This is a genomic window from Streptomyces sp. WAC 01529 (assembly GCF_003945545.1).
GTDB classification, from domain to species: Bacteria; Actinomycetota; Actinomycetes; order Streptomycetales; family Streptomycetaceae; genus Streptomyces; species Streptomyces anatolicus.
Map to the genome: position 1 here is coordinate 3,528,576 of NZ_CP029617.1, position 14,343 is coordinate 3,542,918.

General features: G+C 71.7%; 10 protein-coding genes. 2 read left to right on the plus strand and 8 right to left on the minus strand.

Annotated features, from left to right (window positions below; genetic code table 11):
• Positions 1 to 40: 40 nt before the first annotated feature.
• Together DMA15_RS15695 and DMA15_RS15700 are read right to left on the minus strand one after the other, a co-directional pair.
• Positions 41 to 2,635, minus strand: a complete 2,595-nt coding sequence (locus DMA15_RS15695; protein WP_125513372.1) for a bifunctional FO biosynthesis protein CofGH — start codon at positions 2,633 to 2,635, stop codon at positions 41 to 43.
• A gap of 105 nt (positions 2,636 to 2,740) precedes the next feature.
• Positions 2,741 to 3,604: an LLM class F420-dependent oxidoreductase gene (locus DMA15_RS15700; RefSeq protein ID WP_125513373.1), complete on the minus strand. Its 864-nt coding sequence runs from the start codon at positions 3,602 to 3,604 to the stop codon at positions 2,741 to 2,743.
• Positions 3,605 to 3,724: 120 nt separating this feature from the next.
• Here DMA15_RS15700 and DMA15_RS15705 point away from each other — a divergent pair, with 120 nt between their 5' ends.
• Complete coding sequence (locus DMA15_RS15705) at positions 3,725 to 4,141, plus strand: ankyrin repeat domain-containing protein (protein ID WP_125513374.1); 417 nt, start codon at positions 3,725 to 3,727, stop codon at positions 4,139 to 4,141.
• Between the two features lie 134 nt (positions 4,142 to 4,275).
• Positions 4,276 to 5,817 (plus strand): CehA/McbA family metallohydrolase, encoded by a 1,542-nt coding sequence (locus DMA15_RS15710; protein WP_125513375.1) that lies wholly within the window; start codon positions 4,276 to 4,278, stop codon positions 5,815 to 5,817.
• A gap of 16 nt (positions 5,818 to 5,833) precedes the next feature.
• Here the strand turns inward: DMA15_RS15710 and DMA15_RS15715 are convergent, their stop codons facing one another.
• The 6 genes from DMA15_RS15715 to DMA15_RS15740 all read right to left on the minus strand — a co-directional run bounded on the left by DMA15_RS15715 (position 5,834) and on the right by DMA15_RS15740 (position 14,211).
• Positions 5,834 to 7,318, minus strand: a complete 1,485-nt coding sequence (locus DMA15_RS15715) for an aldehyde dehydrogenase family protein (protein ID WP_125513376.1) — start codon at positions 7,316 to 7,318, stop codon at positions 5,834 to 5,836.
• The gene (locus DMA15_RS15720; RefSeq protein WP_125513377.1) at positions 7,315 to 9,054 is read right to left on the minus strand and encodes a D-aminoacylase; all 1,740 of its coding nucleotides are present in this window, start codon (positions 9,052 to 9,054) and stop codon (positions 7,315 to 7,317) included. The genes DMA15_RS15715 and DMA15_RS15720 overlap by 4 nt, the downstream gene beginning before the upstream one ends.
• Before the next feature lie 195 nt (positions 9,055 to 9,249).
• Complete coding sequence (locus DMA15_RS15725) at positions 9,250 to 10,377, minus strand: LLM class flavin-dependent oxidoreductase (RefSeq protein ID WP_125513378.1); 1,128 nt, start codon at positions 10,375 to 10,377, stop codon at positions 9,250 to 9,252.
• Positions 10,378 to 10,511: 134 nt separating this feature from the next.
• Entirely contained in the window at positions 10,512 to 11,339 is an 828-nt protein-coding gene (locus DMA15_RS15730) for a glucose 1-dehydrogenase (RefSeq protein WP_125513379.1), read from the minus strand.
• A 23-nt stretch (positions 11,340 to 11,362) separates the two neighbouring features.
• Positions 11,363 to 12,322 carry an LLM class F420-dependent oxidoreductase gene (locus DMA15_RS15735; RefSeq protein ID WP_125513380.1) on the minus strand — a complete coding sequence of 320 codons (960 nt, stop codon included), beginning with the start codon at positions 12,320 to 12,322 and terminating at the stop codon, positions 11,363 to 11,365.
• A 614-nt stretch (positions 12,323 to 12,936) separates the two neighbouring features.
• The gene (locus DMA15_RS15740; RefSeq protein ID WP_125513381.1) at positions 12,937 to 14,211 is read right to left on the minus strand and encodes an amidohydrolase family protein; all 1,275 of its coding nucleotides are present in this window, start codon (positions 14,209 to 14,211) and stop codon (positions 12,937 to 12,939) included.
• Between the last annotated feature and the right edge of the window lie 132 nt (positions 14,212 to 14,343).

Consider the following 14,343-nt stretch of genomic DNA (forward strand, 5'->3'; position numbering starts at 1 on the left):
CCTGTCCGGTCAGCGCCCGCCCTGCTGCCGCTGAGGGACGTCAGTCCACCAGCGGCAGCAGCTCCGGCAGCTGCCCGTCCGAGGCCCGCGCCGCCCGCTGCCGCTCCTCGGGCACCTCGCCGTAGAGCGTCGTACGCGGCTTGGCGGGCCGCCCTGCCGTCTCCGCGATGGCGACCAGGTCCTCGATGGACCGGTACGAGCCGTAACTGGAGCCCGCCATGCGGGAGATGGTTTCCTCCATCAGCGTCCCGCCGAGGTCGTTCGCGCCGGACCTGAGCATCTCGGCGGCGCCCTCCTGGCCGAGCTTCACCCAACTGGTCTGGATGTTGGGGATGTGCGGGTGCAGCAGGATCCGCGCCATCGCCGTCACCGCGCGGTTGTCGCGGGTGGTCGGCCCCGGCCGGGCGATGCCCGCGAGATAGACGGGCGCGTTCGTATGGATGAAGGGCAGCGTCACGAACTCCGTGAAGCCGCCGGTCTCCTGCTGGATCGCGGCCAGCGTGCGCAGGTGGCCGAGCCAGTGGCGCGGCTGGTCCACATGGCCGTACATCATCGTGGACGAGGAGCGGATGCCCAGCTCGTGCGCGGTCTTGATGACCTCGATCCAGGTGGCCGTCGGCAGTTTGCCCTTGGTGAGGATCCAGCGCACCTCGTCGTCGAGGATCTCGGCGGCCGTCCCCGGGATCGAGTCCAGGCCCGCCTCCTTGGCGGCGGTGAGCCATTCCCGTATCGAGAGCCCGGTCCTGGTCGCGCCGTTGACGACCTCCATCGGCGAGAAGGCGTGCACGTGCATGCCCGGCACGCGCTCCTTCACCGCCCGCGCGATGTCGAAGTAGGCGGTGCCCGGCAGGTCGGGGTGGATGCCGCCCTGCATGCACACCTCGACGGCGCCGACGTCCCAGGCCTGCGCGGCCCGGTCGGCGACCTGGTCGAGGGAGAGGGTGTAGGCGTCCGCGTCGGTCCTGCGCTGGGCGAAGGCGCAGAAGCGGCAGCCGGTGTAACAGACGTTGGTGAAGTTGATGTTGCGGGTGACGATGTACGTGACGTCGTCGCCGTTGACCGTCTTGCGGATGTCGTCCGCGATGGAGCAGAGCGCGTCAAGCGCGGGCCCGTCGGCGTGCAGCAGCGCCAGCGCCTCGTCGTCGGTCAGCCTGGTCGGGTCGTCGGCGGCCGTGGCGAGGGCCGCGCGGACGTCGCCGTCGATGCGGGAGGGCACCAGGCCGGGCGCGGCCTGCTCGCGCAGGGCCTCCCAGTCGCCGTACACCTCGTCGAAGTCGTCGCGGCGGTCGGCGGTGCGGCCGGTGGTGTCGATCGTGCGGTGCAGGTCGGTGCGGCCGGACGAGGCGACGTACCCCTCGTCGGGCTCCTGCCAGGGGTGGCCCTCGACGACCGCGTCGGGGAGGGCGAGGCCGGTCTCCGGGTCGGCGAGCGCGCGCAGGTGCGGGAGCAGGCGCGGGTCGAGCCAGGGTTCGCCGCGCTGGACGAACTCCGGGTAGACGCAGAGCCGTTCGGCGAGCGTGAAGCCAGCGGCGGCGGACCGCTCGGCGAGTTCGGCCAGCCGCGGCCAGGGCTTCTCGGGGTTGACGTGGTCGATCGTCACCGGTGACACGCCGCCCCAGTCGTCGATGCCGGCACCGATCAGCCGCTCGTACTCGCCCGCGATGAGGTTCGGCGGGGCCTGGATGTTGCCCGCCGGGCCCATGATGTGGCGGGCGACGGCGATGGTGGCGACCAGGTCGTCGATCTCGGCGTCGGGCATGCCGCGCATCGCCGTGTCCGGCTTGGCGCGGAAGTTCTGGATGATCAGTTCCTGGATGCCGTGGTAGGAGCGGGCCACGCGGCGCAGCGCGAACAGTGACTCCGCGCGCTCCTCGTACGTCTCGCCGATGCCGATGAGCAACCCGCTGGTGAACGGCACCGACGAGCGCCCGGCGTCCTCCAGCACCCGCAGTCGCACGGCCGGTTCCTTGTCGGGCGAGCCGTAGTGCGGCTGGCCCGGCTCGCTCCACAGCCGCTCCGATGTCGTCTCCAGCATCATGCCCATGCTGGGCGCGACCGGCTTGAGCCGCTGGAAGTCCGTCCACGACATCACGCCGGGGTTGAGGTGCGGGAGCAGGCCCGTCTCCTCCAGGATGCGGATCGAGATGGCGCGGACGTAGGCGATGGTGTCGTCGTACCCCTCGGCCTCCAGCCACTCGCGGGCCTCGGGCCAGCGGTCCTCCGGCTTGTCGCCGAGGGTGATCAGGGCTTCCTTGCAGCCCATCGCGGCGCCGCGCCGCGCGATGTCCAGGACCTCATCCGGGGACATGAACATGCCGTGCCCGTCGCGGCGCAGCTTCCCGGGCACGGTCGCGAAGGTGCAGTAGTGGCACTTGTCACGGCAGAGCCGGGTGAGCGGGATGAACACGCTCTTGGAATACGTGATGACTCCCGGGCGCCCCGCGGCCTCCAGGCCCGCGTCACGCACCCGGGCAGCCGACGCGGTCAGGTCGTCGAGGTCGTCGCCGCGCGCCTGGAGCAGGACGGCGGCCTCCGTCACATCGAGCGCGACACCGTCCCTGGCCCGCCTGAGCGCGCGCCGCATGGCGTTCGCGGTGGGTCGTCCGGCCTCGTCGGGCTGCGCGCTGTTGGTCATGTCTCCGAGCATACGAGCGACAACGCCTGACCTGTACAGATACTTCCGATCAGGCCGCCGGGGGGCGACCGGGCTACGGATTCACGGGTTCTCGGATTCACGGGTTCACGGGTTCACGTGCCGCTGTGCCGCGTCGAGCGCCGCGCGCACCTCCGCGTCCCCGGCCGCGGGCAGCTGCACGATGACCTCGTCGACGCCCAGCTCGGCGTAGTGCGCGAGCTTGCCCGCGTCGGGCACGACGCCCGTCAGGGCCACGTACAGGTCGTCCGGCTCGCGCCCCGCGTCCGCCCACGCCGTGCGCAGCGCGGGCAGCGCCGCGCGCAGGCCGCTGCCGCCGATGGGCATCCAGCCGTCGGCGTACTCCGCGATGTGCGCGAAGAGCCCGGGCCCGGCGGCCCCGCCGATGAGGGTGCGCGGCCCGTACAGCGGCCCTTTCGCGAGCCGTTTGCGGGGTGCGCGCAGCGGCTTCGGATGGGCCTCGCTCGGCCGCACCGATCCGAACTCACCCTCGTACTCAGTGGGTTGATCGGACCACAGCGCCCGCATGAGGGCCATCCGGTCCCGGACGAGGTCCCGGCGCCGGGGCCACGGGACGCCGTGGTCCTCGGCCTCCTCGCGGTTCCAGCCGTAGCCGATGCCGAGGGTGACGCGGCCGCCCGAGAGGTGGTCGAGGGTGGCGATCTGTTTGGCGAGGTCGATGGGGTCGTGCTGGGCGACCAGGGCGATGTTCGTGCCGAGGGCGATCCGCTCCGTGACGGCGGCGGCCTGGGCGAGGGCGACGAAGGGGCTGAGCATCCGGGCGCACTCGGGCGGCAGCTCGCCGCCTGGGTAGGGGGTTTCGGGGGGTACGGGGATGTGGGTGTGCTCGGGGACGTAGAGGCCGTCGAACCCACGCCCCTCCAGCTCCCGGGCCAGCGGCGCCGGGGCGATCGTGGTGTCGGTCAGGTACAGGGTCGCGGAGATGCGCACGGGTGCCTCCGGAGGTGTCGGTGCTTCCTCGGTCCTCGGTGCTTCCTGGTGCTTCCTCGGTGATTCCTATCCCCGGAAAGTCGGTTGGTCCATGGCCGCGGCCTCATTACCGTGGCGCCGGTGAACAGAAGACGGCAGAAGAAGCTGACCGAACGCCTGGTTTTCGCCGCGCTGCTCGGCGACACCCCCGTGGTGGCCGCCGTCCTGCGCACCGGGGTCGACCCGCGGCTGCCGAACGCCGAGGGCACGCTCCCCCTGTACTCGGCATCGGTGAACGGCGAGGCCGAGGCCGTGCGGCTGCTGCTGCGGGCGGGCGCGGACCCCGACGCGGAGAGCGGCCACGGCTCCGAGGGCACACCGCTGTGCGGGGCGGCTTGCTGGGGTCACGTCGACGCGGTCCGCGAACTCCTCGCCCACGGCGCCGACCCGGACCTCCGCGAGGACGGCGGCACGGGGTGGTCCCCGCTGCGCTGGGCGCGCAACGGCCCGCATCCGGAGACCGAGGCGGCGCTGGTGGCGGCGGGCGCCACCGAATAGCGCCCCAGGGCCGGCCGTCCTACGGCCACCGGGTGGAAATCCGTCAATCGTCTTCCCTTGCCGCACAGTTCACGGCTCAATACCAGGGTTGCCCGCACCACCCACGTCACCATCGACACCCTGGGGAGCCGCACATGTGCGAGGACGCCGTCCACCCGGCACACGAGGGCCTGAATCGGCGCGGACTGTTCGTGACGGGAGCCGCCGCCGCGCTTACGTTGAACAGCGTGAGCTTCGCGAGCGGCGCCGACCGGCGCGCCCCGGGTCGCGAGCCGGGGAGCAAGGAGACCAGAACGGTCCGCGGCACACTGCCCGTCGGGGCGCCGGACTTCGTGTACCTGCCGGTGGAGGTCCCCGAGGGAGTCAGCGAGCTGCGCGTCGCGTACACCTACCAGAAGCCGCCCGTCCCCGCCGGTACGCAGGGCAACGCCCTGGACATCGGCGTCTTCGACGAGCGCGGCACCGAGCTGGGCGGCAAGGGCTTCCGCGGCTGGTCCGGCGGCGCCCGCACCGAGTTCTTCATCCGCGCCGACGAGGCGACGCCCGGCTACATCCCGGGCCGGATCCGCGCGGGCACCTGGAACATCGCGCTCGGCCCGTACACGGTCGCCCCCGAAGGCCTCCCCTACGAGGTGACGATCACCCTCACCTACGGGGCGCCCGGCAGGACCCCGAAGCCGGTCTACCCGCCCGAGCGCGCGAAGGGCCGCGGCCGCGCCTGGTACCGCGGCGACTGCCACCTGCACTCCGTGTACTCCGACGGCAGGCGCACCCTCGCCGAGATCGCCGCGCTCGCCCGCGCCGCCGGCCTGGACTTCATCAACAGCTCGGAACACAACACGCACTCGGCGCACGCGCACTGGGCCGAGCACGCGGGCGACGACCTGCTGATCATGCTCGGCGAGGAGGTGACGACCCGCAACGGCCACGTGCTCTCCCTCGGCGCGGACCCGGGCACGTTCGTCGACTGGCGTTACCGCGCCCGCGACAACCGCTTCGGCAGGTACGCGCGGCGGATCCGCGACGCGGGCGGCCTCGTCGTGCCCGCCCATCCGCACGCCACCTGCGTGGGCTGCAACTGGAAGTTCGGCTTCGGCGAGGCGGACGTGGTCGAGGTGTGGAACGGCGCCTACACCCCGGACGACGAGGTCTCCCTCGCCGACTGGGACAGCATGCTCGTGGCCTCCGTACGCGGGGGCAGGCCGTGGATCCCGGCGATGGGCAACAGCGACGCCCACCGCGACCCCGACCGGATCGGCGGCCCGCAGACGGTGGTCCTCGCCGACGACCTGACCCGCGAGGCCATCCAGGAGGGCCTGCGCAGGGGCCGCTCCTACATCGCCGAGTCCAAGTCGGTGGAGCTGACCTTCTCGGCGGCGGGCGGCCGGGGCAAGCACGCGGGCATCGGCGAGCGCCTCGCCGTGGACCGCGACACCCCGGTCACGGTCCGCCTGGACGTCAAGGGCGCCCCCGGCTGCACGGTCCGCATCGTCACCGACCAGGGCCTCCTGCACACAAGCGCGGCCCTGCCGGAGTCCGGGGCGGGCACGGTGGAGTGGCGCACGACACCGTCGTACGCGGCGTACGTCCGGGCGGAGGTCCGCCACCCCTCGACGACCCCGGGCCTGCCGGGCCCGCCCGCGGCCTTCACGAACCCGGTCTTCCTGGGGCGGTGAATCCTCAGCCGGGTCCTCAGCCGGGCCAGACGATCGACTGGAGTTCGCTGTACGCGTGCAGGGCGTAGGAGCCGACGTCCCGGCCGACGCCGCTCTTCTTGAAGCCGCCGAAGGGGGCCTCCATGTTCCGGCCGACCGTGTTGACGCCGACGCCGCCCGCCCGCAGGCGGCCCGCGACGCGGAAGGCCCGGGACACGTCGGCCGACCAGACGTAGTCGATGAGGCCGTAGTCGCTGTCGTCGGCGAGGGCGATCGCCGTCTCCTCGGCGGCCTGGGGGGTGGCGGCGTCGAAGGGGACGACCACGACGACCGGGCCGAAGATCTCCTCCCGGACGACCCGCATGTCGGGGGTGCAGTCGGCGAGCAGGGTCGGGGCGACGTAGAAACCTTTGGTGAACCCGGGCCCGGTGGGGCGCTCGCCGCCCGCGACGACGCGGGCGCCCTCCTTGCGGCCGAGGTGCACGTACGACTCGATCCGGTCGCGGTGCGCGGCGGAGATGACGGGCCCGACGACCGTGTCGGGCTCGCGCGGGTCGCCGACCTTCAGCCGCCCGATGTAGCCGGACAACATCTCCACCAGCCGTTCGTAGACCCCGCGTTGGGCGAGCACGCGCGTCGGCGCGGTGCAGATCTGGCCGCTGTAGAAGGAGAAGGTGGTGCCGATACCGGCGACGGCCGCGTTCAGGTCCGCGTCGTCGAAGACGATCGCCGCGCCCTTGCCGCCCAGCTCCATCAGCTGCCGCTTCATGCCGCGCCCGCAGACCTCGCCGATGCGCTGCCCGACCGCCGTCGACCCGGTGAAGCTCACCATGTCGACGTGGCGTGAGTCGACGGCCGCCTCGCCCACCTCGGTGCCCGTACCGGAGACGACGTTCACGACGCCGGGCGGCACCCCCGCCTCCTCCAGCGCGGCCGCCATCCCGTACACGGAGAGGGGGTCCTGCGGGGCCGGTTTGACCACGACCGTGTTGCCCATGGCGAGCGCGGGCGCGACCTTGCCCGCCGGGTTGGCCCACGGGTTGTTGTACGAGGTGACGCAGGTGACGACGCCGACGGGCCGGCGCACGGCCAGCGCCCCCATCACCCCCGCCCGCCCTATGGGCCCCGCCTCGTTGATCTGCGGCGGCAGGGCCGTCTCCACCGGTTCCAGCGCCCCCTTCGCGTACCGCTGGAAGCGGGAGACGGCGACCGCGACCTGCATGCCGCGCGCGGTGGCGGTCGTCGCGCCGGACTCGGCCCCGGCCAGTTCGGCGTACGAGGCGAAGTCGCGCCGGATCACCGAGGCCGCGCGGGAGAGGACCGCGGCCCGCTCCTCGGGGCTCGTGCGGGACCAGCTCGCGAAGGCGTCGCGGGCCGCCGAGGCCGCCGCGTGGACCTGCTCGCGGCTCGCCTCGGGCGCGAGGCCGACGACCTCCTCGGTCGCCGGGTCGATCACCTCGTAGTGCCCGCAGTCGGGCTCGACCCACTCGCCGCCGATGAACAGCCGCCGCTCCCGCGTCACTTGGTGCTCACCGTCCTGGTGTCGCGCCCGGAGCGCAGGATCCTCCCCGGTACCGCGCCCGTGACCTCGTCCCCGCGGATCACCTCGACGCCGTTCACCCAGACCGCCTCCACGCCGATCGCCCTGGAGTCCAGGCGCGGGCTGTCGCCGGGCAGGTCGTGGACGAGCGTGGCCTTGCCCGCGTCGATCCGCTCCGGGTCGAAGAGGACGAGGTCGGCGTGGTGGCCCTCGACGATCCGGCCGCGCTCGCGCAGCCCGAGGAGCTGCGCCGGGTCGTCGGTGAGCATCTTGACGGCCTGCTCCAGACCGACGAGCTTGCGCCCGCGCAGACAGTCCCCGAGGAAGCGGGTCGTGTAGGGCGCGCCGCACATGCGGTCCAGGTGCGCTCCCGCGTCCGAGCCGCCCAGCAGGACGTCCTCGTGCTGCCAGGTCGCGGCGCGCAGGGCCCAGGAGTCGGGGTCGTTGTCGGTGGGCATGGGCCAAAGGACCGTACGCAGTTGGTCATGGGCACATATCTCGACGATGCACTCGAAGGGCTCCTGGCCGCGTTCGGCGGCGATGTCGGCCACGACCCGCCCGGTGAGCCCGTCGTTCGCCTCGGAGTACGTGTCGCCGATGACGTACCGGTCGAAGCGGGCGAGGCGCCTGAAGACGCCCGCCTCCTTGCTCTCCGCGTGCCGCAGCATCTCCGCGCGCACCTCGGGGTCGCTCAGTCGGGCGATCCGCTCGGGCACGGGCAGGCCGAGGATGTCGCCCCAGCCGGGGATGAGGTTGAGGGCGCAGAAGGTGCCGAGCGACATGTTCATGGGGGTGAGGATCGGCATGGTGAGGGCGACGATCCGGCCACCCGCCTCGCGGGCGCGCTCACTGGGCACGAGCTGGCGGGGCACGCGTTCGGGGACGGCGGCGTCGATGGTGAGGACGTTCCAGTTGAGGGGCCGCCCGGCGGCCACGCTCATCTCGACCAGCAGGTCGATCTCCTCGTCGGCGAACTGGTCGAGACACCCCGCGACGATCGCTTCGAGCTGCGTCCCCTCGTGCTCGGCGACGGCACGGCAGAGCGCGAGCAGCTCATCGGGCCTCGCGTGCCGGGACGCCACGGGCTGCCCGTCGCCGTCGGAGTGAGTGGAGGACTGCGTGGTGGAGAGCCCCCACGCGCCCGCGTCCATCGCGTCGTGCAGGAGCCGGACCATCTCGTCGAGCTGCGCGGGCGTCGGCTGCCCGCCGACGGCGTCCGCGCCCATCACGTACCGCCGCAGGGCGCAGTGCCCCACCATGAACCCGGCGTTGACGGCGACGCGGCCCTCCAGGGCGTCCAGGTACTCCCCGAACGAACTCCACGTCCAGGGCGCGCCCTCCTCCAGCGCCACCAGCGACATGCCCTCGACCTTCGACATCATCCGCCGCGTGTAGTCGGCGTCCTCGGGCCGCCCGGGGTGCAGCGGCGCGAGCGTGAACCCGCAGTTGCCGCCCACGACGGTGGTCACGCCGTGGTTGAGGGAGGGCGTGGCGTACGGATCCCAGAACAGCTGGGCGTCGTAATGCGTGTGCGGATCGACGAACCCCGGCGCGAGGACCCGCCCCCGGGCGTCCTCGCGCGTCGCGGCCTGCTCGGTGACGGCACCGGGTTCGGCGATGACGGCGATGCGGCCGCCTCGTATGCCGACGTCGGCGGCGAAGGCGGGGGCGCCGGTCCCGTCGACGACGGTCGCGCCCTGGATGAGGTGGTCGAGCATGACGGGACGTCCCCTTTCGGAGAACGGAATTGTCTGTGCGCAACTGGCGCGTCGAGCGAGTCGGGCCGGCGTTCGAGGACGAGCCCGGGGCCGGCAAGCATCAGCCCGTCCGGCGTTTGAGGACGAGCCCGAAGGGCGATGGGCGGCACCCCGGCTTCCGTCCGGGAGAGGAAGCCGGGGCAGCTGAAGGGGTCCTCAGGACGCGGCCGCCTCCCGGAACCGGGAGGTCCGATGCACAGGGTCCGTATCAATCTTCGGAATCACATGCTCACCGATCAACCGGATCGTGTTCTTCGTGTCCTCGGGCGAGACCCCGATCGGCAGCCCGAAGCTGAGCTGATCCGCCCCGGCCTGCTCCCACCGCTTGCACTGCCGGAAGACCTCGTCCGGGTCGCCGCAGATCATCAGCTCCTCGGCGATGAGCAGCTCGATGATCTCCTCGCTGTACGCGGGGAGGAGTTCGGGCCACTGGGGGATGCCCTCGGGCCGGGGGAAGGTGTCGTGGTAGCGGAAGAGCAGCGACTGGAGGTAGTTGAGCCCGCCGCCGACGGCGATCTCGACGGCCTTGGCATGGGTCTCCGCGCAGATCGCCGTGGAGGTCACCATGACGTTGTCGTTGACGAAGTCGCCGATCGCCCGGGCCTCCTTCACGGCCGACTTGTACGACTCGACGACCCACTCCATGTCGGAGACCTTCTGCACGCTGAAGCCGAGCACCCCGAGCCCCTTCTTCCCCGCCATCGCGTACGAGGACGGGGACCCGGCGGCGTACCACATGGCGGGGTGGGACTTCCCGTACGGCTTGGGCAGGATCTTGCGCGGCGGCAGGGACCAGTGCTTGCCCTGGAAGCCGGCGTACTCGTCCTGGAGCCACATCTTGGGGAACTCGGCGATGGTCTCTTCCCATATCTCCTTGGTGTGGTTCATGTCGGTGATGCCCGGCATGAAGCCGAGGATCTCGTGCGAACCGGCGCCGCGCCCCGTCCCGAACTCGAAGCGCCCTTCGGAGAGGTGGTCGAGCATGGCGACCTTCTCGGCCACCTTGACCGGGTGGTTGACGGGCGCGAGCGGGTTGAAGATGCCCGATCCCAGGTGGATGCGGTCGGTGGCGTGCGCGAGGTAGCCGAGGTAGACGTCGTTGGCGGAGAGGTGGGAGTACTCCTCCAGGAAGTGGTGTTCGGAGGCCCAGGCGTACTTGAAGCCGGACTTGTCCGCCTCGATGACGTACTCGGTCTCCTCGATGAGCGCCTTGTGCTCCGCCTCGGGGTCGACCTTGGCCCGCGCGGCGGGCACGTATCCCTGTACAAAGAGCCCGAATTCCAAGGAGGTTCACCGTCCTCGTGAGGATCGTCCGACCGGCTTTCTGACGGCCCGTCAGATCTAGATGCGTCGACTGTTCCACCGCCCCACCGGGCCGTCAATACTTGACGCCATGTCAGCTCCGCGCTTGCCCGCGCTCAGATGACACTGACCCCCGCGAGCCAGCCGCCGTCGATGACGAAGGGCTGGCCCGTGATGTACGTGGAGTCGTCGCCGGTCAGGAAGAGGGCGAGGGCCGCGATCTCCCGGGCGGTCCCGATCCGCCCCAGCGGCACCAGCTTCTTGTACAGCCCGGCGACCGCCTCCTTAGCCGCCTCGGGGTCGGCGGCCGGGTCGAGCTGGGCGGGGTTGGTCATGGGGGTGTCGACCGCGCCCGGGCAGACGGCGTTGACGCGGATGTTCTTCGCCGCCAGCTCCAGCGCGGCGACGCGGGTGAGGCCGAGGATGGCGTGCTTGGTGGCGGCGTACGCGCCGACGTACGCCATGCCCGTGAGGGCCGTGTAGGAGGCGGTGTTGACGATCGTGCCGCCGCCCGCGGCCGCTATCTCGGGAGCGACGGTACGGATGCCGAGAAAACAGCCCACTTGATTGACCTGAATGACCTGTTGGAACTCTTCGAGGGGCGTGTGGACGAGTTCGTTGAAGCGGAGGATCCCGGCGTTGTTGACGAGCCCGTCGATCTTTCCGTGGGCCTCCTTGGCGAGGGCCACGGCGGCCCGCCAGTCCGCCTCGCGGCCGACGTCCAGGTGGACGTAGGTCGCGGCCCCCTCCCCCTCTTCCTCGCCGATCTCCTTGGCGAGGGCCTCACCCTGCGCGTCGAGCACGTCCGCGACGATGACCTTGGCGCCCTCGGCGGCGAACAGCCTCGCCTCCTGCTCGCCCTGGCCGCGCGCGGCGCCGGTCACGATGATGACGCGGCCGTTCAGTTTGCCGGTGCCAGAGCCGGTGCCGGTGCTGGTGCCCATGCCCATGGGTTGCTCCTAGGTCGTCAGGTGAGGTGGGGTGCCACGTCGGCGCTGAACGCCCGCATCTGATCGGTAAGTTCGGTACGACTGCGCGTGCGAAAGCGGACCTGTATCTGGTCCACACCCATCGCCGCGTACGCGCGCAGCGACTCGGCCAGGGCGTCCGGCTTGCCGTGCAGCGCGCGGCGGCCGACGGGGTGGCCCGGCTCGCCCACGTACAGGGGCTCGGTGATCGCGCCGACCGTGATCGGCGCCTCGATCCCCGCCTCTTCCCGCAGCCGCCTGAGCTTCGCGATCTGCGCGGGGAGCTTCTCGCGCGGGTCGCCCTGCGGCAGCCAGCCGTCGGCGCGGGTGGCGGCGCGGCGGACGGCGGCGGGCGAGGATCCGCCGACCCAGAGGGGTACGTGGCGCTGGGCGGGGCGGGGGCGCTGACCCAGACCGCTGAAGTCGTAGTGGCGGCCGTGGTGTTCGGGGTACTCGTCCGGGCCGAGGGCCGCGTTCAGGGCGTCGATGGCCTCGTCGAGCAGAGCCCCGCGACGCGCGAAGTCGACGCCGAGCGCCGCGAACTCCTCCGGTACGTGTCCCGCCCCGACCCCGAGGATCAGCCGGCCGCCGCTGAGGTGGTCCAGGGTCGCGTACTGCTTGGCGGTGACGAGGGGGTGGCGCAGGCCGACGATGGCGACGTGGCTCATCAGGCGGACGTTCTCGGTGACGGCGGCGAGGTGGGCGAGGGTGGCGACGGGGTCGTACCAGGTGGTGCCCATGCCTTCGGCGAGGCGGCGGGGGATGGCGACGTGGTCGCAGCCGGCGATATAGGCGAAGCCGGTTTCGTCCGCGGTGCGGGCGATCTCTCGCAGGTCGTGCGGGGTCGCGGTGGCTTCCCAGGGTTCGGTGTAGAGGGGGCTTTGGGACTGGATGGGGAGTTGTATGCCGTAGGCGAGGGGAGGGGTAGGGGGAGGGGCAGGGGGAGGTTCAGCTGGCACGGGTATCCACCCACTTCTTGGGGGCTGGGCCTTCCGGCTGGGCGTCACACATGGTGGTTACTGACGGGGCGTCAGGCAAGGGGTCTGGCGGGGGCGCCTTGGGCTCGGTCTGCGCCTTGGCTTCGTGGGTGGGGCGGGGCCGCGGGGGTATGTGCGTGCTCGCCATCTCGGTGCGGGCGCCTGCTGGTTATCGGCTCGGCTATTGGGATCCACTGTGCTGCGCTCGCACATACCCCCACGTCCCCTCCGGCGCGTGCGCGGCTGCGGGCCGGTGGGGCTTCCCGGCCAGCCCCGCCCGCCCACATCGCACGGCAAGCTCCCCACCCACCCACCCGTTTCCCTGACCCGCGTTGTCTGCGCCCCCCGCCCTGCGACGCGCAGGAAACTTCGCCCCCACACCAGCGGGGAGTTCCCCACCCACCCACCCACCCGCGTTCCCTGACCCACATTGACTGCGCCCCCCACCCCGCGGCGCAGGGATCCCCGCCCCTACCCCCACCTCCACAGCACGGGGCAAACGGGTGGGTGGGTGGGGAAGCATCCGCCGCGGAGCGGCGGGACAGGGGAAGCCACGACGGCGGGATGGAGGCGAGACCACCCCAGCCCCGCCAGGGTCACGCCCCCGCCCAAAGCCCCTCCCCCGTAAGACCGAGGAGGCCAATCGCATTGCCCCGCACGATCCGCTCCACCACCCCCGCCGACAAATGCCCCATCTGCGCCTCCCCGACCTCCCGGGACTTGGGCCAGGTGGAGTCCGAGTGCGGATAGTCCGTCTCGTAGAGCACGTTCCCCACCCCGATCGACTCCAGGTTCCTCAGCCCGAACGCGTCGTCGAAGAAACACCCGTACACATGCTCGGCGAACAGCTCGGACGGCGGCCTGCGCACCTTGTCGGCGACCCCGCCCCAGCCTCGGTTCTCCTCCCACACCACGTCCGCCCGCTCCAGGATGTAGGGGATCCAGCCGATCTGGCCCTCCGCGTACATGACCTTCAGATTCGGGAAGCGTTCGAACTTGCCGCTCATCAGCCAGTCCACCATCGAGAAGCAGCAGTTGGCGAAGGTGATGGTGGAGCCGACCGCGGGCGGCGCGTCCGCGGAGGTCGACGGCATCTTGCTGGAGGAGCCGATGTGCATGGCGACCACCGTGCCCGTCTCGTCGCACGCGGCGAGGAAGGGGTCCCACGCGTCGGTGTGGATGGAGGGCAGCCCGAGATGCGGCGGGATCTCGGAGAAGGCGACCGCCCGCACCCCGCGCGCCGCGTTGCGCCGCACCTCGGCGGCGGCCAGTTCGGGGTCCCACAGCGGAATCAGGGTGAGCGGTATGAGGCGGCCGTGGGCCTCCGGGCCGCACCACTCCTCCACCATCCAGTCGTTGTACGCGCGGACGCACAGCAACCCCAGCTCCCGGTCGCCCGCCTCCGTGAACGTCTGCCCGCAGAAGCGCGGGAAGGTGGGGAAGCAGAGGGCGGACTGGACGTGGTTGACGTCCATGTCGGCGAGGCGGGCGGGCACGCTGTAGGAGCCGGGGCGCATCTGCTCGTAGGTGATGACCTCCAGTCTGATCTCGTCCCGGTCATAGCCGACGGCCGTGTCGAGCCGGGTGAGCGGCCGGTGCAGATCCTCGTACACCCACCAGTCCCCGATGGGCCCCTCGTCCCCTTTCCGCCCCATCACGGGGGCGAACTTTCCGCCCAGGAAGGACATTTCCTTCAGTGGGGCGCGGACGATGCGGGGACCCCGGTCCTGGTACTTCGACGGGAGCCGGTCCCGCCACACGTGCGGGGGTTCGACGGTGTGGTCGTCCACCGAGATGATCTCCGGGAAGGACTCCGGGAAGGTCTCAGGGGCAGCCTCAGGGGCGGTCTCCGTGCTCTCCATGGTCTCCATACGGCCCACGGTAGCGCCGATCTGACGGCCCGTCAGCAAGTCATACGCCGGCCCGTGAAGCACCCCCTCCGGGGTGCGGCCCGTGGGGTGCTCCCCGGGGCGCCCCGTGGAGCGCGCCCCGGAGCGCACCGG